The organism is Haloferax sulfurifontis, from assembly GCF_014635105.1.
GTDB classification, from domain to species: Archaea; Halobacteriota; Halobacteria; order Halobacteriales; family Haloferacaceae; genus Haloferax; species Haloferax denitrificans.
Map to the genome: position 1 here is coordinate 237,883 of NZ_BMCI01000004.1, position 20,401 is coordinate 258,283.

Annotated in this window: 27 protein-coding genes; 13 read left to right on the forward strand and 14 right to left on the reverse strand. The window is 68.1% G+C overall.

Going from position 1 to position 20,401, the window contains the following annotated elements:
* Positions 1–50: 50 nt before the first annotated feature.
* On the reverse strand, positions 51–185 hold the full coding sequence (locus IEV64_RS19985; protein WP_268237540.1) for a hypothetical protein: 135 nt from the start codon (positions 183–185) through the stop codon (positions 51–53).
* Positions 186–278: 93 nt separating this feature from the next.
* On the reverse strand, positions 279–479 hold the full coding sequence (locus tag IEV64_RS12710) for a hypothetical protein (RefSeq protein WP_229722618.1): 201 nt from the start codon (positions 477–479) through the stop codon (positions 279–281).
* A 144-nt stretch (positions 480–623) separates the two neighbouring features.
* Between IEV64_RS12710 and nth the strand changes: the two genes are divergently transcribed.
* On the forward strand, positions 624–1,307 hold the full coding sequence (gene nth / locus IEV64_RS12715; protein WP_188424025.1) for an endonuclease III: 684 nt from the start codon (positions 624–626) through the stop codon (positions 1,305–1,307).
* A gap of 4 nt (positions 1,308–1,311) precedes the next feature.
* Here the strand turns inward: nth and IEV64_RS12720 are convergent, their stop codons facing one another.
* Positions 1,312–1,794, reverse strand: a complete 483-nt coding sequence (locus IEV64_RS12720; protein WP_004971168.1) for a DUF7321 family protein — start codon at positions 1,792–1,794, stop codon at positions 1,312–1,314.
* 243 nt (positions 1,795–2,037) lie between these two features.
* Between IEV64_RS12720 and IEV64_RS12725 the strand changes: the two genes are divergently transcribed.
* The 8 genes from IEV64_RS12725 to IEV64_RS12760 all read left to right on the forward strand — a co-directional run bounded on the left by IEV64_RS12725 (position 2,038) and on the right by IEV64_RS12760 (position 6,841).
* Positions 2,038–2,868, forward strand: a complete 831-nt coding sequence (locus IEV64_RS12725; RefSeq protein WP_188424026.1) for a DUF7319 domain-containing protein — start codon at positions 2,038–2,040, stop codon at positions 2,866–2,868.
* Between the two features lie 85 nt (positions 2,869–2,953).
* On the forward strand, positions 2,954–3,592 hold the full coding sequence (locus IEV64_RS12730; protein WP_007275090.1) for a halocyanin domain-containing protein: 639 nt from the start codon (positions 2,954–2,956) through the stop codon (positions 3,590–3,592).
* Complete coding sequence (locus IEV64_RS12735; RefSeq protein ID WP_004971171.1) at positions 3,592–3,981, forward strand: DUF7318 family protein; 390 nt, start codon at positions 3,592–3,594, stop codon at positions 3,979–3,981. Before IEV64_RS12730 ends, IEV64_RS12735 begins: the two co-directional genes overlap by 1 nt.
* A gap of 3 nt (positions 3,982–3,984) precedes the next feature.
* Positions 3,985–4,779, forward strand: a complete 795-nt coding sequence (locus tag IEV64_RS12740; RefSeq protein WP_004044094.1) for a cytochrome b — start codon at positions 3,985–3,987, stop codon at positions 4,777–4,779.
* A gap of 10 nt (positions 4,780–4,789) precedes the next feature.
* A complete protein-coding gene (locus IEV64_RS12745) occupies positions 4,790–5,554 on the forward strand; it encodes a cytochrome b family protein (protein ID WP_004971172.1) in 765 nt (254 codons plus the stop codon).
* Positions 5,555–5,593: 39 nt separating this feature from the next.
* Positions 5,594–5,983 carry a DUF7315 family membrane protein gene (locus IEV64_RS12750; RefSeq protein WP_004971173.1) on the forward strand — a complete coding sequence of 130 codons (390 nt, stop codon included), beginning with the start codon at positions 5,594–5,596 and terminating at the stop codon, positions 5,981–5,983.
* Positions 5,976–6,257 (forward strand): DUF7314 family protein, encoded by a 282-nt coding sequence (locus IEV64_RS12755; protein WP_004971174.1) that lies wholly within the window; start codon positions 5,976–5,978, stop codon positions 6,255–6,257. Before IEV64_RS12750 ends, IEV64_RS12755 begins: the two co-directional genes overlap by 8 nt.
* 140 nt (positions 6,258–6,397) lie before the next feature.
* Positions 6,398–6,841 carry a DUF7313 family protein gene (locus IEV64_RS12760; protein WP_007275093.1) on the forward strand — a complete coding sequence of 148 codons (444 nt, stop codon included), beginning with the start codon at positions 6,398–6,400 and terminating at the stop codon, positions 6,839–6,841.
* A 111-nt stretch (positions 6,842–6,952) separates the two neighbouring features.
* Here IEV64_RS12760 and IEV64_RS12765 read toward each other — a convergent pair whose 3' ends face one another.
* Together IEV64_RS12765 and IEV64_RS12770 are read right to left on the reverse strand one after the other, a co-directional pair.
* Positions 6,953–7,678 carry an NAD(+)/NADH kinase gene (locus IEV64_RS12765; RefSeq protein WP_188424027.1) on the reverse strand — a complete coding sequence of 242 codons (726 nt, stop codon included), beginning with the start codon at positions 7,676–7,678 and terminating at the stop codon, positions 6,953–6,955.
* Between the two features lie 124 nt (positions 7,679–7,802).
* Entirely contained in the window at positions 7,803–9,110 is a 1,308-nt protein-coding gene (locus tag IEV64_RS12770) for a M28 family peptidase (RefSeq protein WP_188424028.1), read from the reverse strand.
* A gap of 201 nt (positions 9,111–9,311) precedes the next feature.
* Between IEV64_RS12770 and IEV64_RS12775 the strand changes: the two genes are divergently transcribed.
* Together IEV64_RS12775 and IEV64_RS12780 are read left to right on the forward strand one after the other, a co-directional pair.
* Complete coding sequence (locus IEV64_RS12775) at positions 9,312–10,478, forward strand: thiolase domain-containing protein (RefSeq protein ID WP_188424029.1); 1,167 nt, start codon at positions 9,312–9,314, stop codon at positions 10,476–10,478.
* Positions 10,475–10,855, forward strand: coding sequence for a Zn-ribbon domain-containing OB-fold protein (locus IEV64_RS12780; protein WP_007275097.1), 381 nt, complete (start codon positions 10,475–10,477; stop codon positions 10,853–10,855). Before IEV64_RS12775 ends, IEV64_RS12780 begins: the two co-directional genes overlap by 4 nt.
* A 14-nt stretch (positions 10,856–10,869) precedes the next feature.
* On the opposite strand, the gene IEV64_RS12785 is transcribed toward IEV64_RS12780, so the two are convergent.
* The 7 genes from IEV64_RS12785 to IEV64_RS12815 all read right to left on the reverse strand — a co-directional run bounded on the left by IEV64_RS12785 (position 10,870) and on the right by IEV64_RS12815 (position 16,523).
* On the reverse strand, positions 10,870–11,013 hold the full coding sequence (locus IEV64_RS12785; protein WP_007275098.1) for a hypothetical protein: 144 nt from the start codon (positions 11,011–11,013) through the stop codon (positions 10,870–10,872).
* Between the two features lie 39 nt (positions 11,014–11,052).
* Complete coding sequence (locus IEV64_RS12790; protein WP_188424030.1) at positions 11,053–11,979, reverse strand: alpha/beta fold hydrolase; 927 nt, start codon at positions 11,977–11,979, stop codon at positions 11,053–11,055.
* A gap of 92 nt (positions 11,980–12,071) precedes the next feature.
* Complete coding sequence (gene meaB / locus IEV64_RS12795; RefSeq protein ID WP_007275100.1) at positions 12,072–13,184, reverse strand: methylmalonyl Co-A mutase-associated GTPase MeaB; 1,113 nt, start codon at positions 13,182–13,184, stop codon at positions 12,072–12,074.
* A gap of 2 nt (positions 13,185–13,186) precedes the next feature.
* Entirely contained in the window at positions 13,187–13,606 is a 420-nt protein-coding gene (locus IEV64_RS12800) for a cobalamin B12-binding domain-containing protein (protein ID WP_007275101.1), read from the reverse strand.
* 57 nt (positions 13,607–13,663) lie between these two features.
* A complete protein-coding gene (locus IEV64_RS12805) occupies positions 13,664–15,490 on the reverse strand; it encodes a S9 family peptidase (RefSeq protein WP_007275102.1) in 1,827 nt (608 codons plus the stop codon).
* A 39-nt stretch (positions 15,491–15,529) separates the two neighbouring features.
* A complete protein-coding gene (locus tag IEV64_RS12810) occupies positions 15,530–16,252 on the reverse strand; it encodes a hypothetical protein (RefSeq protein ID WP_188424031.1) in 723 nt (240 codons plus the stop codon).
* 13 nt (positions 16,253–16,265) lie between these two features.
* A complete protein-coding gene (locus IEV64_RS12815) occupies positions 16,266–16,523 on the reverse strand; it encodes an MTH865 family protein (protein WP_004971185.1) in 258 nt (85 codons plus the stop codon).
* A gap of 151 nt (positions 16,524–16,674) precedes the next feature.
* Between IEV64_RS12815 and IEV64_RS12820 the strand changes: the two genes are divergently transcribed.
* Positions 16,675–17,721 (forward strand): M42 family metallopeptidase, encoded by a 1,047-nt coding sequence (locus tag IEV64_RS12820; protein WP_007275104.1) that lies wholly within the window; start codon positions 16,675–16,677, stop codon positions 17,719–17,721.
* 156 nt (positions 17,722–17,877) lie between these two features.
* The gene (locus tag IEV64_RS12825; RefSeq protein ID WP_007275105.1) at positions 17,878–18,501 is read left to right on the forward strand and encodes a halocyanin domain-containing protein; all 624 of its coding nucleotides are present in this window, start codon (positions 17,878–17,880) and stop codon (positions 18,499–18,501) included.
* Between the two features lie 96 nt (positions 18,502–18,597).
* Here IEV64_RS12825 and IEV64_RS12830 read toward each other — a convergent pair whose 3' ends face one another.
* Together IEV64_RS12830 and IEV64_RS12835 are read right to left on the reverse strand one after the other, a co-directional pair.
* Positions 18,598–19,656 (reverse strand): glycosyltransferase family 4 protein, encoded by a 1,059-nt coding sequence (locus tag IEV64_RS12830; protein WP_007275106.1) that lies wholly within the window; start codon positions 19,654–19,656, stop codon positions 18,598–18,600.
* Positions 19,657–19,759: 103 nt separating this feature from the next.
* Positions 19,760–20,401 (reverse strand): DUF420 domain-containing protein, encoded by a 642-nt coding sequence (locus IEV64_RS12835; protein WP_188424032.1) that lies wholly within the window; start codon positions 20,399–20,401, stop codon positions 19,760–19,762.

The window sequence follows — 20,401 nt, forward strand, 5'->3', positions numbered from 1 at the left end:
TTCGGTTTCGATTCTACTTCGCTTTTCGCGCGACGCCGACCGCCGAGTGGCTACGCGGCGAACGCGAAGTACGGCAGGACGAACAGCGCGAGGAACATCGCGGCGAGGATGAGACCGTACCCGCCGAGCGTCGCGGCCGCGGTCAGCCACGATTCGCGTCGGCCGGGGAGTTCGAACGCGGACATACTCGGTCGGTCGCTGTCGTGAATCATAAATCGTCGGGATTTCCGCGACCGAGTCGGGCGCGTCACCGGGCGGAGTCGGTCGAGTCGGACACATCATTGGACGGTGGCGGTCGAGTCGGTCGTCTCGGCGGTGATAATTCCCATGAGCGCGAGCAGGCCGAACGCGAACAGTAACGCGCCGGCGACGAACCGCTCGCGGTGGGTACTGTGGGCGCTCGGCGTCTCCGCGATTCGGTCGGACCGAGTCTCGGTCGACGGACTGCCGTCCGGTCGGGCGTCGGTGGTTGCTGTCATCGTTCTCACTCCGCTCGCCTAGACGTCTGACACGCCGATAACACCGACCGCTGGCTCTTAAACCGCGAGAATCCGGAGGGTCGAGAACCCGAAGTCGTCGCCCCAACCCGAACGACTGAAACCGACCGGGTCGCACCCACAGATATGGGCACGCCACTCGAAAGCCGCGAGGCGCAGGCCGAGGAGGTCCTCGACCGACTGTACGAGGAGTACCCCGACACCACCATCTCGCTTTCCTACTCGAACCGCCTCGAACTGCTCATCGCCGTCATGCTCTCCGCGCAGTGTACCGACGAGCGCGTCAACAAGGTCACCGCGGAGCTGTTCGAGAAGTACGACGACGCCGCGGAGTACGCCGCCGCCGACCAAGAGGAGCTGGCCGACGACATCAGCTCCATCACCTACTACAACAACAAGGCGAAGTACATCCGCTCCGCGTGCGCGGACATCATCGAAAAGCACGACGGCGAGGTCCCGGACACCATGTCCGCGCTGACCGACCTCGCCGGCGTCGGCCGGAAGACCGCGAACGTCGTCCTCCAGCACGGCCACGACATCGTGGAGGGCATCGTCGTCGACACCCACGTCCAGCGGCTCTCGCGCCGGCTCGGGCTGACCGAAGAGGAGTACCCCGAGCGAATCGAGGAGGACCTGATGCCGGTCGTCCCCGAGCGCGACTGGCAACAGTTCACCCACCTGTTCATCAGCCACGGGCGGGCCGTCTGCGACGCGCGCAACCCCGACTGCGACGCGTGCGTGCTCGAAGACGTCTGTCCCTCCTCGAAGCGCGACCACGACGTCGACCTCGCCAGCGGCGAGGCGTGGTGAGCGCTCAGCCCAACACGTAGCCGCTCAGGTAGCGGTAGATACCGAGCAACCACGCGAGAATCCAGAAGACGACGTAGCCGAAGACGCCGACGCGGAGGCGGCCGCGCCACGCGCCCATGTTCTCGTGGAGGTCGTCGAGCGACACGGTCTGGTCCGGGTCGCGGTAGAGGTTCGCCCGCCACTTGGCCTGGAAGATGCGGACGATACCCGTGAGCGCGAAGACGAGCATCGCGTACGCCTGCAGGCCGAGAATCGCGTGGAGGGCGCTGAGGCCGTTGAGTTGCTGAAAGAGCCGCGGGAGCATCCACGTGACGACCGGGACCGTGTTCAACACGAGGCCGGGGAAGATGATTTTGAGGTGGTAGACGAGCACGTCCCACGACACCGTCTCGGCGTCGATCATTATCCACGCGCCGTAGATGTAAAACGGAAAGCTGGCCGTGACGGTAATCGCGGCGAGCGTGGCGAGGGTCGTCTCGTCTGCCATCGCACGGCGTTAGGACCCGCCCGGCCTAAAGGGACCGATGCGCGGCGTCCCGTTCGAGCGCTAGACCACGGAGCGGGGGTCGAACGCCGGCCGCGACGCCCCGGATTCGAGGCTTGAACCACGACTTTCGAGCGCCGGACCAGCTGGACCCCGTTTCGGGAGTATCCCATGACGAGCCGCGCGCGACGAGCGCGTGGTTCGGGGTCGGAACACGTTTACCGGCGTGGACCCTACTCCGGGCCGATGTCAGACTCGTCTTCCGCCCCGGCCGACGACGGCTCGTCGCCGGACGCGGACGCCGACGCCGCGATGTCCGACGCGGAGCTCGCGGCCCTCCGCGAGGAGGTCGAAGCCAAGTACGACTTCGAGAACTTCGGCCCGGCCGACATGGCGAAGATGACCCCCGAGGAGTGGGACGCCGCGTTCGACCCCGACTCGTGGATCGTCGGCGAGGAGCTACTCGACCGCGTCGAACAGGAACTCCGCTACCGCGTCGCGATTCGCGAGGTGTTCGCCGTCCTCGAGCGCGTGACCGAAGACGGCGAACCCCGGATTCTCGCGTACTCCGACGAGGGCTACGCCGTCGTCTACCCCGACGGGAGCGTCGAGGGCGAGGGAACCGTCGTCCGCGACGTGAAACCGACCGTCGCGCTCTGCTCGATGGAGGACTTCGAGGTGAACGACGCGCCCGAGACCGTCAGGCTCCCCGAACCCGAGGAGGTCGCACAGGGGACCGGCGACTTCGGCAATCGGATGCTCCAAATCGTCGCGTTCGGCCAGCTGCTCGGCGGGGTCGCGCTCATCGGGGCGTGGCTCGTTCTCCCCGACCTCGACTCGATTATCGCGCCGCTCGCCGGGCTGGGTTTTCTCGTCATCGGCTTTTTCCTCTTTGTCGTCGTGGCCAACGCCCGGCTCTCGGACCGCTTCCGCGCCGAAGAGTACCGGGACAGACTCCGCGTCATGGGCCTCGAAGGCGGGTCGCGCCCCGAGTTCGTGCCCGAGTTCGACGGGGACGAAACCGCCGCGCCGTTGATCGAGCCCCCCGAGCGAGACGCCCCCAGTTCTGAGGGCTGAGCCCGACGCGAACCCGCCTCGGAAACACCCTCCGTGACGGCATAGTCGGTGGGTTTAAGCGCATCCCATCCTGACGAACGACCGTATGAAAAGGCGGGAGTTTCTCCGAACGGCTGGCGGTGCGACAGCCGCCGCGACCGCTGCCGCCGGGACCGCTGCTGCGCAGGAAGGCGGCGGTGGAGCGCAGGTTCAACCCGACTTCGGTGGCCACCTCGACGGCGTCGACGGAGGCTACGAAGACCTCCGCGGCCAAAGCGAGGTCACCATCGAGGTCGGCGCGTCCGGCAACGGCGGGAACCTTGCGTTCGCACCGGCTGGCATCTGGATCGACACCGGTACGACCGTGACGTGGGAGTGGACCGGCGAGGGCGGCGGCCACAACGTCGTCTCGAGCGAGGGCGCGTCGCTCGACTCCGGCGCGGCCGTCTCCGAGGCCGGAAGCACCTACGAGTACACCTTCGAGAGCGGTGGTATCACGAAGTACCACTGCGTGCCCCACGAGGCGCTCGGCATGCTCGGCGCGGTCGCCGTCGGCGGCGACGTGGCGACTGTGAGCACCGGCGGCGGCGGCGAGAAGGAACTGCACGAACTCGGCGTCCCGATTCAGGCACACTGGGTCGGTTCGGCGACAATTCTCGGCATCCTCGTCACCGTCATCTACACGTTCTTCATCTTGAAGTACGGCGAGTCCCCGAATACGGGTAACACCGGAGGTGGCGAGTAATGTCCTCGACCGGCAGCACGTACGGCGACATTCACCGATACGAACCGGCGCGCGAGAGCACCGCCGCGGCCATCGCAATCGTCCTCCTGACGATTATCGAGGTCGTGTTCGTGTTCCTCTTTACCTACGGCTTCGTCTCCGGCTGGGGACTGACCGACACGGGGAACATGTTCCTCGGCGGCGTCCTCGCCGTCATCTTCGTTGACCTCGCGTTCATCCTCGCTCTGTACCGCAAGGAGTTCCTCCCCGACGTGATGATCGTCAAAAAGCGGCGTCGCAAGTGGGAAGACCTCTACGTCCGCGAGGAGGACGTCGACGGAGTCACGTTCAGCAGCGACGACGCGTGGGAACAGGTCAAGCGCGCGGTGTACCCCTACTACAAGCGATAAACCATGAGTCTCGAACGCAAAGACGACTACGACCACAAGGCCTGGATGAAAAAGAAGGACCTCACCCCGGTCGAGGCCACCTTCCTCACCACGCTCATCTGGCTGGATAAGCGACTCCGCATCGTCGATTATCTGGAACTTCTGGAGACGCTCTACTACCGAGTCAACCTCCAGATGCCGAAGAGCCACACCGAGCAGTACAACCTCGACAACAAGTTCTGGTACTGGTACCCCCTGTACACGCTCGGGTTGTTCTCGACGCTCGCGTACGTCGTCGCGGCGATTAGCGGGGCCCTTCTCGGGTTCTACTACTCGCCCGCGACGACCGGCGACCCGACCACGGCCTACAACAGTATCGAGTTCATCATGCGCGACCTGCAGTTCGGCTTCATGCTCCGCTCCGTCCACCGCTGGGCGGCGCAGGTCATGGTCGCGGCCGTGTTCCTGCACATGCTCCGTGTCTACTTCACGGGGTCGTACAAGGAACCCCGCGAGCTGAACTGGCTCCTCGGCATCGTCCTCATCAGCCTGACGATGGTGTTCGGGTACACCGGATACCTCCTGCCGTGGGACCAGCTCGCGTTCTGGGCCGGCCAGATCGGCGTCGAGATGGCGCTGTCGGTCCCGCTCGCCGGCGAGTGGGTCGCACAGCTCCTGTTCGGCGGCTTCTCGCTGGGCCAGTCGACGCTACAGCGCATGTACATCATTCACGTGTTCCTGCTCCCGTTCGTCGTGACGACGCTCATCGCGATCCACATCGGCATCGTGTGGGTGCAGGGCATCGCGGAGCCGCACTGAGGTGACAACTATGAGCGACAACGAACCCGAAAACGAGGAGATTCGATCCGACGGCGCGGGCATCGTGGCCCCGGACGACGAGACGCCGACGTGGAGCGAGCGCAAGGCTCGCAAGACCGGCCTCTCTCGGCTTACTTACGAGTACTTCGAGCGCGCGCGCCGCGAAGACCAGGACCTCCGCACGGAGTCCGACTACGTCGAACGCGACGTGCTCGCGTTCCCCACGTGGCCCCACGAGACCGTCCGCAACCTCTCTATCGCGTCGTTCTTCGTCGGGATGATTCTGTTCCTCTCGGCGACGATGCCGCCGCACATCGGCAACCCCGCGAACCCGTCGACCACGCCGGCGGTCATCCTGCCCGACTGGTATCTCTACTGGTCGTTCGGCCTGCTCAAACTCGGCCCCCTCAACCCGGAGATCGCCATTCTGGGCGATCAGATGCTGATGGCAGACCGGACGTACGGCGTGCTGGCGAACGGCGTCGTCGTCGGCTTCATCGCCATCGTGCCCTTCCTGAACAAGGGCTCGGCCCGACGTCCCGTCGAACAGCCGTTCTGGTCCGCGGTCGGCGTCTTCGGCGTGGTGTTCGCGTTGACCATCTCGCTTCTGGCCATCAAGAACCTCATGCCCATGAACGTCGACCTGCTGTTCGACCTGACGTTCCTGCTCCCGTTCGTCTTCGGGACCATCACCTACGCGGTGCTGAAGACGATGCGCGAGGGGTACATGTACAACCTCAACCGCCGCTACTACCGGCTTCGCCCGCCGAGATAGAGCGGAACCACTACCACCCGTCCCTTCTTAGCGCCACTGATGACAGACAGCGACGCAACCGGTCGAACCGGCGAGAGCGACGGGGCGCGACGCGGACGTCGCGGCCGGCGCGACATCGTCGTCCCCATGCGGCTCTACAAGACGATTACCGTCTTTTCGACGCTCATCGCCGTCGTGAGCGTGGTCCTCGGCTTCGTCTTCCTCGACGCCGCGACGCTCCAAGTGAGCGCCCTCCGCGCGGTCGTCGCCGGCGCGCTCGGCGCGCTCGGCATCGGCGTCGCAGACGGACTCCTCAGCACGGCGCTGGCGGTGGTCGGACTGAGCATCATCGCCTTCGGCGCGGTCGTCTACACGCTCGGAACTCGATTCCGCGCCCAAGGAATGGGAAAGTCTCAAGAGGACTCCGGCGAAGACTCGAACAATGGCTGACGAATTCATCAAGGGACTGGGTATCCTGACCGGGTCCGGACTCGCGTGGCTGGTGCTCGCGTCGTGGTACCGGACGAGCAGTTTCGAGAGCAGTAAACAGCTCATCGAGCCGCTGTCGTCCGGCGCGACCGAGGGGCTGTTCAACATCATCGGCGTCACCCTGATGGACGTGTTCCTCTGGTTCGCGCTCCTCGGCGCACTCACCTTCTGGGTGCTCATCCCCGCGGGCCACCAGATCATGTCCGCGCTCGAAGAGCGCCGCAACGCGCAGTAAGCCGACCGGGCGCGCGGTCAGTTCTCCTCTCATCTCGATTCGAGTCGCGGAAAAACCCCCCCACCATAGCGGCCGCGCTCGGGGCGGCCCGCCGCGTCGGATTGGAAAAACTCTAATGAGTATCGCCCCGACGGTCCTGTATGCACCCACTACAGTTCCTCGTCCCGCTCGACCAGTTGGCGGCGGTCGAACCCATCGTCCCGCACGTGGCGCTCGTGCTCGTGCTTGCGAACTTCGTGACGCGCTTTCTCGCGCACCGGTCGCACGTTCGGCAGGCCGAGGAGGGTGGTGCGGAGGCCATCTCCCGGTACCTCCCGCACTCGTTCACGTCGGGCGGGCTCGTGCTGGCCTCGTTCCTCTATCTGCTCGTCGAGCCGCACGGCGGCATGGTGCTGAGCGTGCTGGTCGTCGGGATGTTCGTCACCGACTTCTTCGAGTTCGAAGCGCGCCAGGTCGAAGCCCGGACGGACAAGCCGCTCGAACGCCCGAACGGGTCGCTCGTCGCCGCGACGCTCGTGCTCCTGTACGCCGCGTTCCAGAGCCTGTTTTTCCTCGTCGTGGACTACTGGAACCTCATCGTCTAAGCACGCGACGCGCTCTTCTCCGCGTCGTCGCGCTCGCATCGCTCGCGAGGAACACGTATTTTCGGCGCGTCGAGCCTCGCCGCTCGGTGGCGAAGTCTCATCGACCCGCACTCACTCGACGAGAAGCGGGACGCTCCCGTCGCGGTCGACGACGACCGACTCGAACGGACGAATCTCCCGGACGACCTCGTCGTCGGCGACGAGCGAGACGCGGGCGTCGTCGCGTTCGACCGACAGTCTAATCGGGGGCTGGAGGACCCACGAGTTCGTCTGCGTCGCGTAGGGCGAGACGGGGACGACGGCGAGTCCGGCGGCCGGACCGACGACCGCCCCGCCCGCGGCGCGCGCGTAGCCGGAACTCCCGAGCGGGGTGGCGACGACGACGCCGTCGGCGCGGAACTCGTCGACGGGCGTCCAGCGCGTCGCCGCGCGCGACTCGTCGGTCGGGTCCGCCGAGAAGGGGACCGCCGTCTCCGCGTGGGCGACGCCGTACTCGGAGATGTGCGCCGGCTCGCTCGTGACGAGCATCGCGTCGAAGAGCGCGCGCGCCGGCGAGTCCTCGCCGACCGAGAGCGTCGGGTGGTCGACGACGCGGCCGCCGCCGGCGACGAACGCGGACAGTCGAGACGCCAGTTCTTCCCGCTGGGGCGACCACGGCGCGGCGCAGTCGACGGGAACGACCGGACACGACCACTCGGAGCCGAGCGCGACCGCCGAGAGCGCCGACTCGCCGACCGCGACGACGGCGTCCGCGTCGGCCGGCTCCGATGCGACCGACGCATCGGCCGCTCTGACGGCGGTGGCGACCGAGTCGTCACCGACGATACCGAATCTCATCGTCGTCCACCCGCGGCGAGCCCCCGTAGCATCGTCCCGTGCTACGCCGCCGCGAATAAAAGCCCTCGTGGTTCGGTCCGGCGGTGGAAAGGAGATTCCGCGGACCGTCCGCGTCGCCGACGCCTCAGAACGGCCAGTCGCCGGTGACCTTCATGCCTTCCGCTTGGTCTTCGGCTTCGAGCGCCGCCGCGATGTCCGCGGGGTCGGCGTGGGGAATCTCGCGGTCGGCGTCGGCGAGTTCGACGGTCAGTTCCGTGAGGAGAATCGACTGCTCGCGGAGCGTCCGCGACTCCAGTTTCTCGATGGTGTCGGCGTGGGTGTGGCCCCAGCCGCGGCCGCGGCCCTCCTTTTCACTGCCGACCATGTACGCCGGGACGCCGCGGGCGACGAACGGCCAGTGGTCGCTGTGGGGGAGCTGTTCGGGGAGCGTCGAGACGTCGTGGTCGAACCGCTCGGCGACGGCGTCGGCGGCGGCTTCGAGTTCGTCGAAGCCGTGGGTCGTGAGCTTGAGCGTCCGCCCGGCGACGACGCCGTCGTTGTTGACGACGGCTTTCACGTCGCTTCGGGCGTCGCCGAGGCGATCGGCTTCGTACGCGGAGCCGACGAGGCCGACCTCCTCCGCGCCGAAGCAGACGAAGCGGACGCGCGTGTCGAGTTCGTCCTCGCGGGCGGCGAGCGCGCGGGCGACCTCGACCACCATCGCGGTGCCCGCGCCGTTGTCCATCGCGCCCTCGGCGATGTCGTGGGCGTCGAGGTGGCTCGTGACGAGCACCTCCTCGTCGGTGTCGGGGCCGAGTTCGGCGTGGACGTTCCCGCTTTCGGCCGCGGGCGTCTCGCAGGTCACGTCGACGGTCACCTCGTCGCCGTCGAACCGACGGCGGAGGCGCGCGCCGACTTCCTTGCTGACGCCGACCGCGGGGATGTCACCGATGGGCGCGTCCGCGGTGCCGACGCTCCCCGTGGGCGGGAGTTGGCCGGGGACGTGGTTGGCGAAGACGAACGCGGCCGCGCCGGCCTCGACGGCGTAGTAGTACTTCTCGCGGCGGTGGATGAAGCGGTCGTAGTGGTCGGGGACCGTCGTGGAGACGACGACGACCTTCCCCGAGAGGTCGCGGTCGAAGTCCTCGGGCAGGCCGTAGCCGAGGTCGACCAGTTCCCCGCTCGCGGTGCCGGCGGGACTTCGCGGGAGCGCGATGCATTCTTGGGTGGTGTCGGCGGCGTAGACGGCGCTGTCGCCGCGCTCCCAGCCCTGAATCTCGAAGGGGTCGATGCGGACGTTCCGCGCGCCGACGCGGTCGAGGGCGTCTCGGGTCGCCTCCATCGCCTCGCGCTCGCCGGGTGAGCCGGTCATCCGGTTGCCGATGTCGACGAGTCGCTCCAAGTGGTTCCAGCCGACCTCGCTGGTGAACGTGTCGCCTATCCAGTCACTCATAGTGGACCGTCTCGCGGGGCCGTGGTAACCGTTGCGATGGGTCGAAACCGGGCGTCGGTCGAGGGCGAAAACCGACCGACTTAGACGGGAACCGCGGCTCGTCGCGTCGCGGCCGCGAGCGCGGGGAAGCGAGTGCCGAACCGCGACGCGGCCCGCGGGCGAGCGGCAGGTTCAAGGACCATCTATCACGTACGTTCATCCATGACCGACGTGCGAATCGCCGGGGTCGGACTGACGAAGTTCGGCAGTCACCCCGAGCGAACCGGCCGCGACCTGTTCGCGGAGGCCGCCCTCGCCGCCCGCGAGGACGCCGGCGTCTCCCGCGACGACTACGAGGAACTCTTCTACGGCAACTTCATGGGCGAACTCGCCGAGAAACAGGGCCATCAGGGGCCGGTCATGGCCGAGGCCGCCGGCCTCGACTGCCCCGCGACCCGCTACGAGCAGGCCTGCGCCTCCGCGGGCGTCGCCTTCCGGCAGGCCGTCGCGACGATTCGGAGCGGCGCGGCCGACGTGGTCCTCGCCGGCGGCATGGAGCGCATGAACAACCTCGGCACCGCCGAGGTGACCCAGTCGCTCGCCATCGCCGCGGACGAGCTGTTCGAGGTCCGCGCGGGCGTCACGTTCCCCGGCGCGTACGCGCTCATGGCCCGCGCGTACTTCGACGCCTTCGGCGGCGACAGCGAGGACCTCGCGCACATCGCGGTGAAGAACCACGCCAACGCGATGCAGAACGACTACGCGCAGTTCCACCGCGAAATCACGGTCGACGACGCGCTCGAAAGCCCCGTCGTCGCCGACCCGCTTTCCCTCTACGACGCCTGCCCCATCACCGACGGCGCGAGCGCGGTCGTCCTCGTCAGCGACGACTACGCCGAGCGCCACGGCCTCGACGCGCCCGTCTCCGTCACCGGGTCGGGACAGGGCGGCGACAAGGCCGCGCTCCAAGACAGGCCACACCTCGCGCGGACGCCCGCCGCGACGAAAGCCGCCGACTCCGCCTACGCCGACGCCGGCATCGGCCCCGACGACGTGGACGTGGCCGAGGTCCACGACTGCTTCACCATCGCCGAGGTGCTCGCGCTCGAATCGCTCGGCCTCTACGACCACGGCGAGGGCGTCGGCGCGGCCGCCCGCGGCGAGACGACCCGCGACGGCGACCTCCCGGTGAACCTCTCGGGCGGCCTCAAGGCGAAAGGCCACCCCGTCGGCGCGACGGGGACCGCCCAAGTCGTCGAGATGACGAAGCTCCTGCGCGGCGACCACGGTAACAGCGACGCCGTCCCGGACGCTCGCGTCGGCGTCACCCACAACGCGGGTGGGACCGTCGCCAGCGCGGTCGTCCACGTCCTGGAGGTGGACCGATGACCGACACCGGCTACGACGAGTGGCTGGCCGCAATCGCGGACGGCGAGGGCTACTACCTCGCGTGTCCCGACGGCCACGGCTCGCTCCCGCCGCGGCGCTCCTGTCCGCACTGCGGCGCGGCCGAGTTGACCGCGGAACCGCTCCCGGAGACCGGCGAGGTGCTCACCTTCACCGAGGTGCACGTCCCCGCGCCGGACTTCGCCGACGAAGCGCCCTACGTGACGGCTATCGCGTCGTTCGGCCCGGTCAAACTCACGGGCGTCGTCCGCGACCTGCCCGCCGACGAGGTCGACCTCGGCGCGACGGTCTCGGTCGACGTGGACGTGAACGCGACGACCGACGAGCAACTGCTCGTGTTCCGGCCCGCGAGCGAGTAGCGCCGCGCGGCCGATTACTCGTCGCTCGCCTCGATGGCCTCCAGCGGCGAGCGCCAGCCGAAGACGTACGAGCCGAGGAGCCACGCCCAGAAGCCGGCCGCGAGGAGCGCGATGGCTCCGTACAGGAACAGCGAGAACAGCGACAGGGAGTCGAGCATCGGTCTAAGGATTGAATTGAAGCCGCGGTCGCGTCGGCGTCAGTCGAGGGCGTTGCGGACGGTGTCGACGAAGGCGTTCGGGAACTCGACGTGCGGGAGCAACATCGCGTCATCGAAGACGACGAGCCGGCAGTCCGCGGCGTCCGCGAGGTCCCGACCCTGCTTCAGCGGCGTGATGTCGCTCTCGCGGCCCCAGACGAGCGTCGTCGGCACGTCGAGGGCCGACAGCGCCTCGGCGAGGTCGATGTCGGTGTTGAGGTAGCCCGAGATGAACGACGCCGGCGCGAAGCGCGCGCCCTCCTGGTGAGCCGTGCGCCACTCGTACTCCTGCCACTCCTCGCCCGCCTTCTCGGGGTCGTAGTAGCCGTGGTCGGCGTTGAAGTAGCGAATCGACGGCCGGGAGGCGACGACGTTGAACAGCGCCTCGCCGACGACCGGCGCGCGGACGAGCTCGCGGAGCCACTCTTTGGGGTCGGGGCCGCCGCGCGGCGTGGGACAGACGAGGACGAACCGCGAGACCGACACGTCGTCTCGCTCTGCGGCGGCGACGGCGTAGGCCGCGGTGAGCGACGAGGCGAGGACCGCGGGGTCGTCGTACTCCGCGAGGAAGTCGCCGACGAAGTCCTCGTAGAGCGCGGGCGAGTAGTACAACGCCGGGCGGTCCGACAGGCCGAACCCGGGGAGGTCGGGCGCGACGACGTGGTAGTCCTCGGCGAGGGTCGAAAACACCTCGCGGAACTCGCCGGACGACCCCGCGGCGTTGATACCGTGGAGGAACACGAGCGTCGGGTCGTCCTCGTTTCCGGCCTCGGCGTACGACACGTCCATGCCGCGCCAGCGGTACGTCCCGTGATTTCCGGAGAGCGGCGGTTCGAGGGGTCCAACGCGTTTCGAGAGGGCGGCGTTGGTCGCGGCGGTGAGACCGACGCCGGCGGCGGCCAGTCCGATGGCTCGTCGGAGTTTCATGTCACGTAGATTGCGCGCGGTGGCCTTAATTCGCCCGCCCGTGGCGGGGTGGTGGGCAGGGGCGTCCCGCCCGCACCCGGGTCGTCTCGGCGTCAGTCGTCCCGGTCGTCCAGACACTCCCGGAGCGGTTCGAGCACGTCCTCGGCGACCGCGTAGGGGTCCGTCTCCTTTTCGACGACCGCCTCGGCGAACTCCTCGACCCCGCCGCGTCGGTCGAGTTCGGCTTCGAGGAGCCGGTTCACGTCGCTTCGGAGGAGCTGTCGTATCTCCTCGCCGGCGCGCTTGCGGGCCTTCTCGGCCAACTCGCCGGAGGCGTCGAGGTAGTCGCGGTGGTCGTCCAGCGTCTCGACCAACTCGTCGATTCCCTCGCCGGTCGTGGCGACGGTTTCGAGGACCTGCGGCGTCCAGACGGGCGGGTCGTCGGAGACGTCGTCGGTCTCGGCATCGGCGGTATCGCCCGTGTCTGCGTGCCCGCTATGGCCGTCGTGTCCGTGCCCGGCGTCGTCGAACGCCGCGGCCCCGTGGTGGCCCGTGTCGAGGTTCGCCCGCGGGTCGTCGCGGAGGTGAATCATCTCCTGTAGCTCCGCGACGGTGCGCGACGCGCCCTCCATGTCGGCCTTGTTGACGACGAACACGTCGCCGATTTCGAGGATGCCCGCCTTGAGCATCTGCACGTCGTCGCCGCTCCCGGGCTGGACGAGGACGACGACCGTGTCGGCGGTCTTCACCACGTCCACCTCGTTTTGCCCCGCGCCGACCGTCTCGATGATGATGCGGTCTTTCCCGAAGGCGTCGAGCGCCTTCACGGCGTCCGCGGTGGCGGTCGAGAGGCCGCCGAGTTGCCCGCGGGCGCTCATCGACCGGAAGAACACGTCCATGTCGCCGACGTTCGAGGCCATGCGGATGCGGTCGCCGAGGACGGCCCCGCCGGTGTACGGCGAGGAGGGGTCCACGGCGATGACGCCGACCGTCTCGCCCTGGTCGCGGTAGTGCTTCGCCAACTTGTCGACGAGCGTGGACTTGCCGGCTCCCGGACTGCCCGTGATGCCGACGACGGACGCCCCGCCCGTGTGCGCGTGAAGCTCCGAGACGATGTCCCGATAGCCCGGCGACTGCGACTCGATTTTCGTGATGGCGCGTGCGAGCGCTCGGTGCTCGCCGTCGAGGAGGCGCTCGACGAGGTCGGATTCGACCGCCCGACTCATCGTCACGGTCGCTCGGGCGCGTGTTCCTTCACGAAGTCGATGGTCTCCTGCATCGGCGTGCCGGGACCGAAGATGGCGTCGACGCCCTGTTCGAGGAGAGCGGGTCGGTCCTCTTCGGGGATGATGCCGCCGACGATGACGAGGGTGTCGTCGAGCGCGCCGTACTCTTCGAGACCCGCCATCACCTTCGGGACGAGCGTGTTGTGCGCGCCGGAGAGGATGGAGATGCCCAGCACGTCCACGTCCTCTTGGACCGTCGCCTGGATAATCTCGTCCGGGGCGCGATGCAGTCCGGAGTAGATGACTTCGAATCCCGCGTCGCGGAAGGCGCGAGAGATGACGTGTGCACCGCGGTCGTGGCCGTCCAGTCCCACCTTGGCGATGAGACACCGGATCGTTCGCTGTTCGGAGTCCGCGCTCATAGACGGGGATTCGATGTCCCGCGCTTTGACTCTAACGGAAAATAAGGTAGGTCCGGCTCAGTCGGCGGCGGCGGGCGCGCTCCGGACGTACTCGTCGAGGAAGTCGGCTATCTGGGAGTACGCCTCGATGCGGTTCTCAAGTTTGGAAAAGCCGTGGCCCTCGTCGTCGAAGATGAGTTCGCGGACGTGGGCGTGTTCCCTCGCCTCCTCGACGAGCTGGTGGGCCTCGCTGACCGGCACCCGCGGGTCGTTCTCGCCGTGGAGGACGAAAAGCGGCGCGCGAATCTTCTCGACGTTGTTGATAGGCGAGATGGATTCGAGGAACTCGCGGTCGTCTTCGAGCGAGCCGTACTCGGCCTCGCGGAGTTCGCGTCGCCAGTCGCCGGTGTTTTCGAGGAACGTCACGAAGTTGGCGATGCCGACGATGTCGACGCCGGCGGCCCACAGGTCGGGGTACTCGGTCAGCGCCGCGAGCACCATGAACCCGCCGTACGAGCCGCCCATGGCGACGATTTTCTCCGGGTCGACCGCCGGGTGGTCGTGGAGCCACTCGACGGCGGCCTCGATGTCGGCGACGGAGTCCATCCGCTTTTCGACGTCGTCGAGGTGGCCGTAGGCCTTCCCGTAGCCCGCGGAGCCGCGGACGTTCGGCTCGAAGTAGGCGTAGCCCCGCGAGAGGAAGTACTGCTTGACCGCCGAGAACGACGGCCGGCGCTGGGACTCGGGGCCGCCGTGGATGTCCACGATGACGGGCGTCTCGCCCTCGGGCGACTCCTCGGGGAGCGTGAAGAACGCCGGGATGTCGCGGCCGTCGAACGTCGGATACCGGACGAGTTCGGGCGGGACGAACGTGTCCCGTGGGATGCCCGCGGTCGCCGCGAGCGTCCACCGCTCGGCGTCGCCCGTGGCCAACTCGACCACGTAGACGTTCGCGGTGTCGGCGCTGGCGGTGACGGTGACCGCGGCGCGCTCACCGTCCGGCGAAAAGGAGACGCCACCGGCGACGCCGTTCGGCAGGTCGGGCTGGGGGAGCGCGTCGATGCGGTCGGGCGCGGTGAGTTCGCCGAAGGTGAGTTCCGTGTAGCCCTCGACGTTCCGCGAGTAGACGAGCCGGCGCGAGTCGTGGTCGATGCTGATGCCCTCCAGTTCGTGGTCGCCGCCGGCCTCGACGGTCGTGAACGCCCCGGAGTCGAGTTCGTAGCGGACGAGTTCGAGCGTGTCGCTCCCGCGGTCGGTCACCATGTAGACGTTCTCGCCGTCGGGGCCCCACTCGGGGCTCTGGAAGCGAACCGTCCCCTGATGCGGCGTGAGATGGGTCAGCTCGCCGGTGGCGAGGTCGAGCACCGACACGTCCTGGTCGAAGTTCGAGTACGCCTCTTGGACGATGAGCTTCGAGTCGTCGGGCGAGAAGCCGCCGACGGTGAGCCAGCCGTCGCCCTCGTGGACGAGTTCGGCGTCGGTGCCGGTCCCGTTTCGGGCCTGCACGTAGACGTCGAAAACGGCGTTGTCGCGGCGGTTCGAGGTGAACGCGAACCGCTCGCCGTCGTGGCTCCAGCCGCCCCAGCGGTGCTTGGCGTCGGGGTGTTCGGTCAGGTTCTCGATGACGCCGGTGTCGGGTTCGAGTCGGAACAACTGCGCGCGCTCGTTGCCGCCGTTGTCCATGCCGAAGGCGACTTCGGGACGCTCGGGGGACCACGAGGCGAAGGTGACGCGCTCCTCGTAGAACGTCCGCTGTTCGGGCCACGCGCCGGGCGAATCGACCGTCCAGACCTGCGGGACGCCCGTCGTGTCCATGAGGAACGACAGGCGCTCGCCGTCCGCCGAAAAGGACGCGCCGTAGGCGCTCCTGATGTTCAGGTAGCGCTCGATGTCGTATGTTCGCATACCTCGAATTGCCCCGGCGACGAGAAATCGGTTTGGGTGTCAGAAGTCCGAAAGCCGCGCGTCCTCGCGGTCGGTCCACCCGCGCATCTCCGCGTAGGCCGCCGGGTTCGTCGGCACGCCCTCGGTGTTGAGCAGGCGCTCGGGGTACAGTTCGAAGGCGATGCCGATGAGCTGGTACTCCAGTTCTTCGAGGTACGGCCGCGTGTCGGGGTACGGTCCCTCGGTGCCGACCGCCCACGGCTCGACCCAGAAGTACACCGGCTCGCGGAGCCGCGGCGGGTCGGTCAAAGCGAACAGCGCCTCTACCCAGCGGTCGTACTTCCCCGACCCGTCGTCGCGGAAGGCGGCCGACGAGAGGTCGCCGAAGTGGTAGTAGTTCCCGTAGCCCCAGCGCGCGAGCTTGCCGTCGTTGGTGTCGACGTTCTTCAGGTTGCTGTTGAGGTCGGTGCCGGACGCGCCGAACTTCCCGCACTTGCCGAGGTACCGGGGGACGACCTCGTCGCCGTCGAGGGTGTACATCATGTAGACGAGCCCCTCGTAGCGGCCCTCGCGGCGGTCGTAGTCGGCGACGACGCGGCCGCCGGCCTCGCGGAGTTTGCGCTCCATGCGTTCGCCGCGGCGGAGCGTCCGCCGGCCGGAGCGACCGTACGCGATGGTGTCGACGGTCCCGTCGGCGCTCGTCTCGAAAAGTGAAATCGGGTCCGCGGTGTCGACGAAGCGGTCGACGAAGCGGTCCCAGAGCGCGCGTTTGGTCTCGGTCACGCGGCGACCGAACTCAGATGACGCCTTCGGCCTTGAGACCGGCGATGATGTCGTCGACGAGGCTCTCGGCGTCCTCGTACGGGAAGTCCTGATGCTTGCCGAGCTTCGCGGCCAGCTCCATCGCCGTGACCGTCACCTCGTCCGTCTTGAACTTCGTGCCCGGACCGTTCGGGAGCGCGGGGACGAGCGACATCTGGTTCTTCACGGGGAAGTCCGCGTTTTCGAACGCGTCCATGAACTGCTCGCGGAGCTGAGATTCGGTGTCGGACATACGGTGTACCTACGGAGAGAAGTGGAAAAGGGTTCCGGAAAAACAATGACTATATTTAGAGTTCTCACGAGACGGCGCGGCGGGCCGTCGAGTGTCGGCACGGTCGCCCGGGACTGATGGACTTATCTACACCGGCAATTCATGCACTCGCATGGACTTCGACTTCGACCGCCTGAAACAGCTCACCGAGACCAGCGGCGTCCCCGGCTACGAGGACCGAATCCGCGCGCTCGTCCGCGAGGACCTCGAAGCGACGACCGACTCCGTCCGGGTCGACGCGATGGGCAACGTCGTCGGCACCATCGAGGGCGAGGGAGACTACGAGGTCGCCGTCGCCGCCCACATGGACGAAATCGGCTTCATGGTCCGCCACGTCAACGACGAGGGCTTCCTGCAACTCGACGCTCTCGGCGGCTGGGATCCCCGCGTCCTGAAGGCCCAGCGCGTGACCGTCCACGCCGAAGACGAGGACCTCACCGGCGTCATCGGCTCGGTCCCTCCGCACACGCTGACTGAAGAACAGAAGCAGAAGGAGCCGAAAGTCGAGGACGTGTACGTCGACCTCGGCCTGCCCGCCGAGACCGTCGAGGAGACCGTCTCCGTCGGCGACCTCGTGACGATGGAGCAGACGACCGTCCGCATGGGCAACCACGTGACGGGCAAGGCCATCGACGACCGCGTCTGCCTGTTCGCCATGCTGGAGGCCGCCCGGCGGGTCGAGAACCCCGAGGTGACGATTCACTTCGCCGCGACGGTCCAAGAGGAAGTCGGCCTCCGCGGCGCGCAGGCGCTCGGCGTCGACCTCGACCCCGACCTCGCGCTCGGCCTCGACACCACCGTCGCCAACGACGTGCCCGGCTTCGACCCCGCCGACCACGTCACGAAACTCGGCGAGGGCGCGGGCATCAAGCTCAAGGACTCAAGCGCCATCGCCAACCCGAAGGTCCACCGCCGGCTCCGCGCCGTGGCCGAGGACAACGACATCACCTACCAGATGGAACTGCTCCCCGCGGGCGGCACCGACACCGGCGGCTTCCAGAACACCTACGGCGCGAAGCCCGTCGGCGCGATTTCGATGCCGACGCGCTATCTCCACACCGTCACCGAGAGCGTCCACGAGGACGACGTCGTCGCCTACATCGACCTCCTGACGGCGTTCTTGGAGAGCGAGACGGGCGAGTTCGACTACACGCTGTAGGCCGTCCCTGTCGGCGACCTCCCGGCGCAGACGCGAACGACGCCGACGGCGGCGCGAGAGACATCGGGGGAATACCCCCCTATATCGAGGCGCGGCACCCCCGACCGGCGGACGAGAACCAAAGTATTCACTACAGGCCCACACCAAGCGGCGGACATGACCGACGGCAACGTGGATATGTCTCGGCGGGCGTTCCTCGGGGCGGCCGCTGGCGGCGCGGCGGTCGCCGCCACTTCCGGCACGGCCGCGGCGCAGACGGAAGAACCAGATTTCGGCGGCCACATCGACGGTATCGACGGGGGCTACGAAGACCTCCGCGGCCAAAGCGAGGTCACCATCGAAGTGGGCGCGGAAGGTAACGGCGGGAACCTCGCGTTCTCCCCCGCCGGCGTCTGGATAGACGTCGGCACGACCGTGACGTGGGAGTGGACCGGCGAGGGCGGCGGCCACAACGTCGTCGCCAGCGAGGGCGCGTCGCTCGACTCCGGCGCGGCCGTCTCCGAGGCCGGGAGCACTTACGAGTACACCTTCGAGGAGGGCGACGCGGGCATCACGAAGTACCACTGCGTGCCCCACGAGGCGCTCGGCATGCTCGGCGCGGTCGCCGTCGGCGGCGACGTGCCGACCGTCACCACCGGGGGCGGCGGCGGGTCGAACCTCCCGCAGGTCCCCGACAGCGCGAAGTCCCTCGGCGTGGCGACGACGTTCGCGATGGTCGCGACGCTCGGCCTCGCGTACTTCTTCATGAAGTACGGCGGCGACTACGACGTTCAGGACTGACGCGGTCGTCGCGTCTCTCGATTTTCACCAGTTCCGAGCGGCCGCGCTCGCCCGGGTTCGGTCGCCGCCGCGACAGCCGCGGGCGCGGCGGCCGACTCAGAAGAAGCCGTAGTCGTCGCGCTCGGTCTCGTAGACCGACTCGTACTGCTCGATGACCCGCCGGAAGTCGTAGGCCGCGAAGTCGTCGTCGACCGTCTCGTGGTCGAACCGCCGGGCGGCGACGATTTCGTCCGCCAGCTCTTGGGGGCTCGTGACGAGCGACCCGCGCTCGCGCCCCTCGACGAGTTCGTGGGCCGACGACCGCGCCTGATACTCGACGATGGAGACACAGCCGCAGGCGAGCGCCCACAGCAGATTCGTGGCGAAGGGTTCGACCGTCGCGGTCTGCGCGAAGACGTGCGCGCCCTTCATGATGGGCACCGCCTCGTTCGCGGGGAGTTCGCCGAGGAACTCGACGCGGTCGTCGATGCGGAGGTCGCGGGCGGTCTGTTCGGCCGTCGAGCGCTCGGGGCCGTCGCCGATGACGACGGCGGACCAGTCCTTGTCGCGGAGCTCCGCGAGCGCGAGGAGGAAGCTCTCGACGTTCGCGTGCTCGTCGAGGTCGCGGGCGTACACCACGTCCGCGCGCTCCTCGGCGTCGGCGCTCCGGACGAGGTCCATGCTGATCGGTTCGGGGACGAGGTGGGTGGAGTCGACCGCCGCGCCGAGTTCGCGGACCTGCGTGCGGACCATCTCCGAGGGGACCAAGACGGCGTTCGGGGCCTTCGCCGCACGCCGGTAAGCCCGCGAGCCGCCGCGTTCGTCGCGGGTCCACCAGTCGGCGACGACCGGCGTTCGAAGGAACCGCGCCGCGGTCTTGACCGCCGTGACGTGCGACGGCGGGTAGCTCGCGACCTGAATCACGTCGGGGGAGACCTCGCGGAGGGCGAAGGGGACGCGGGAGGCGAAGCCGCCGACGGCGGGCGAGTCCGTCACGCGGTGATAGGTCACCCCGTCCTGTTTGAACTCGACGACCTCGCCGTCCCACCACTTCGCACAGAGCACCGTCACCTCGTGGTCGCGCTCGGCGAGGAGTTCGGCCGTCCGCCGGAGCCGTCTGGTCGCTCCCGTCTCCTCGTGGTGCGTCGTGTACATCGAGACGAGCGCGACTCGCATATTCGCCGCCACTACGCCGCGCAATAAAAATCCACAGTTTTCGAGGGCGCGACGCGGGGACGCCGACGCGCCGCCCGGGAAGGGTTCGCCGGGGCGACGCGCCTCAGAGCCCGACGACGGGCGCGATGAGCGCGCCCACGGACTCGACGGCGGTGACCGTGTACTCCCAGCTATAGACGTGGTTGAGAAGCAGGTACGTTACGACGCCGAGCGCGAGGGACACGAGCCACGCGCCCGCCGCGATGCGGCCGACCTTCCGGTGGGGCGTCTCGGTCCGCAGTTCGCGCTCGGAGTGGGTTATCCCGAGGATGAGCGCGTAGAGGACGACCGGCACCGAGACGATAGAGAGGATGATGTGAATCGCCAGCATCGCCAGGTACGGGTAGTACGCGAACGCGGGGCCGACGAACTCCTTGGTGCCGCCGCCGCCGATTTTCGCGAGGTACATCACGAGAAAGACGAGGATGAGGCCGAACGACGTGACCATCGCGGCCGCGTGCTTGCGGACCTCGTTGCGGCGAATCCAGCGCCAGCCCGCCGCGATGACGAGGACGTTCACCGTGTTCACGACGGCGATGGCGTCCGAGAGGAGGTTCACCTGTGGGAGCGACAGGTCGGGGAAGACCCTGCCGGGGACGACGCCGAGGAAGGTCCCGATGACGAGGGCGTACCCGACGACCGAGAGGACGGCGGTCGCGGCCGCGGGGTGTTCCTTCAGGGGGTTGTCTGCGCTCGCAGTTGCCAT

Coding starts and splice junctions, on each gene's coding strand:
- IEV64_RS12740 (WP_004044094.1), top strand. CDS start 3,985: ATGAGTCTCGAACGCAAAGACGACTACGACCACAAGGCCTGGATGAAA.
- IEV64_RS12750 (WP_004971173.1), top strand. CDS start 5,594: ATGACAGACAGCGACGCAACCGGTCGAACCGGCGAGAGCGACGGGGCG.
- IEV64_RS12735 (WP_004971171.1), top strand. CDS start 3,592: ATGTCCTCGACCGGCAGCACGTACGGCGACATTCACCGATACGAACCG.
- IEV64_RS12770 (WP_188424028.1), bottom strand. CDS start 9,110: ATGAGTGACTGGATAGGCGACACGTTCACCAGCGAGGTCGGCTGGAAC.
- IEV64_RS12760 (WP_007275093.1), top strand. CDS start 6,398: ATGCACCCACTACAGTTCCTCGTCCCGCTCGACCAGTTGGCGGCGGTC.
- IEV64_RS12790 (WP_188424030.1), bottom strand. CDS start 11,979: ATGAAACTCCGACGAGCCATCGGACTGGCCGCCGCCGGCGTCGGTCTC.
- IEV64_RS12775 (WP_188424029.1), top strand. CDS start 9,312: ATGACCGACGTGCGAATCGCCGGGGTCGGACTGACGAAGTTCGGCAGT.
- IEV64_RS12765 (WP_188424027.1), bottom strand. CDS start 7,678: ATGAGATTCGGTATCGTCGGTGACGACTCGGTCGCCACCGCCGTCAGA.
- IEV64_RS12785 (WP_007275098.1), bottom strand. CDS start 11,013: ATGCTCGACTCCCTGTCGCTGTTCTCGCTGTTCCTGTACGGAGCCATC.
- IEV64_RS12725 (WP_188424026.1), top strand. CDS start 2,038: ATGTCAGACTCGTCTTCCGCCCCGGCCGACGACGGCTCGTCGCCGGAC.
- IEV64_RS12720 (WP_004971168.1), bottom strand. CDS start 1,794: ATGGCAGACGAGACGACCCTCGCCACGCTCGCCGCGATTACCGTCACG.
- IEV64_RS12820 (WP_007275104.1), top strand. CDS start 16,675: ATGGACTTCGACTTCGACCGCCTGAAACAGCTCACCGAGACCAGCGGC.
- IEV64_RS12815 (WP_004971185.1), bottom strand. CDS start 16,523: ATGTCCGACACCGAATCTCAGCTCCGCGAGCAGTTCATGGACGCGTTC.
- IEV64_RS12835 (WP_188424032.1), bottom strand. CDS start 20,401: ATGGCAACTGCGAGCGCAGACAACCCCCTGAAGGAACACCCCGCGGCC.
- IEV64_RS12730 (WP_007275090.1), top strand. CDS start 2,954: ATGAAAAGGCGGGAGTTTCTCCGAACGGCTGGCGGTGCGACAGCCGCC.
- IEV64_RS12780 (WP_007275097.1), top strand. CDS start 10,475: ATGACCGACACCGGCTACGACGAGTGGCTGGCCGCAATCGCGGACGGC.
- nth (WP_188424025.1), top strand. CDS start 624: ATGGGCACGCCACTCGAAAGCCGCGAGGCGCAGGCCGAGGAGGTCCTC.
- IEV64_RS12755 (WP_004971174.1), top strand. CDS start 5,976: ATGGCTGACGAATTCATCAAGGGACTGGGTATCCTGACCGGGTCCGGA.
- meaB (WP_007275100.1), bottom strand. CDS start 13,184: ATGAGTCGGGCGGTCGAATCCGACCTCGTCGAGCGCCTCCTCGACGGC.
- IEV64_RS12805 (WP_007275102.1), bottom strand. CDS start 15,490: ATGCGAACATACGACATCGAGCGCTACCTGAACATCAGGAGCGCCTAC.
- IEV64_RS12800 (WP_007275101.1), bottom strand. CDS start 13,606: ATGAGCGCGGACTCCGAACAGCGAACGATCCGGTGTCTCATCGCCAAG.
- IEV64_RS19985 (WP_268237540.1), bottom strand. CDS start 185: ATGTCCGCGTTCGAACTCCCCGGCCGACGCGAATCGTGGCTGACCGCG.
- IEV64_RS12825 (WP_007275105.1), top strand. CDS start 17,878: ATGACCGACGGCAACGTGGATATGTCTCGGCGGGCGTTCCTCGGGGCG.
- IEV64_RS12830 (WP_007275106.1), bottom strand. CDS start 19,656: ATGCGAGTCGCGCTCGTCTCGATGTACACGACGCACCACGAGGAGACG.
- IEV64_RS12710 (WP_229722618.1), bottom strand. CDS start 479: ATGACAGCAACCACCGACGCCCGACCGGACGGCAGTCCGTCGACCGAG.
- IEV64_RS12745 (WP_004971172.1), top strand. CDS start 4,790: ATGAGCGACAACGAACCCGAAAACGAGGAGATTCGATCCGACGGCGCG.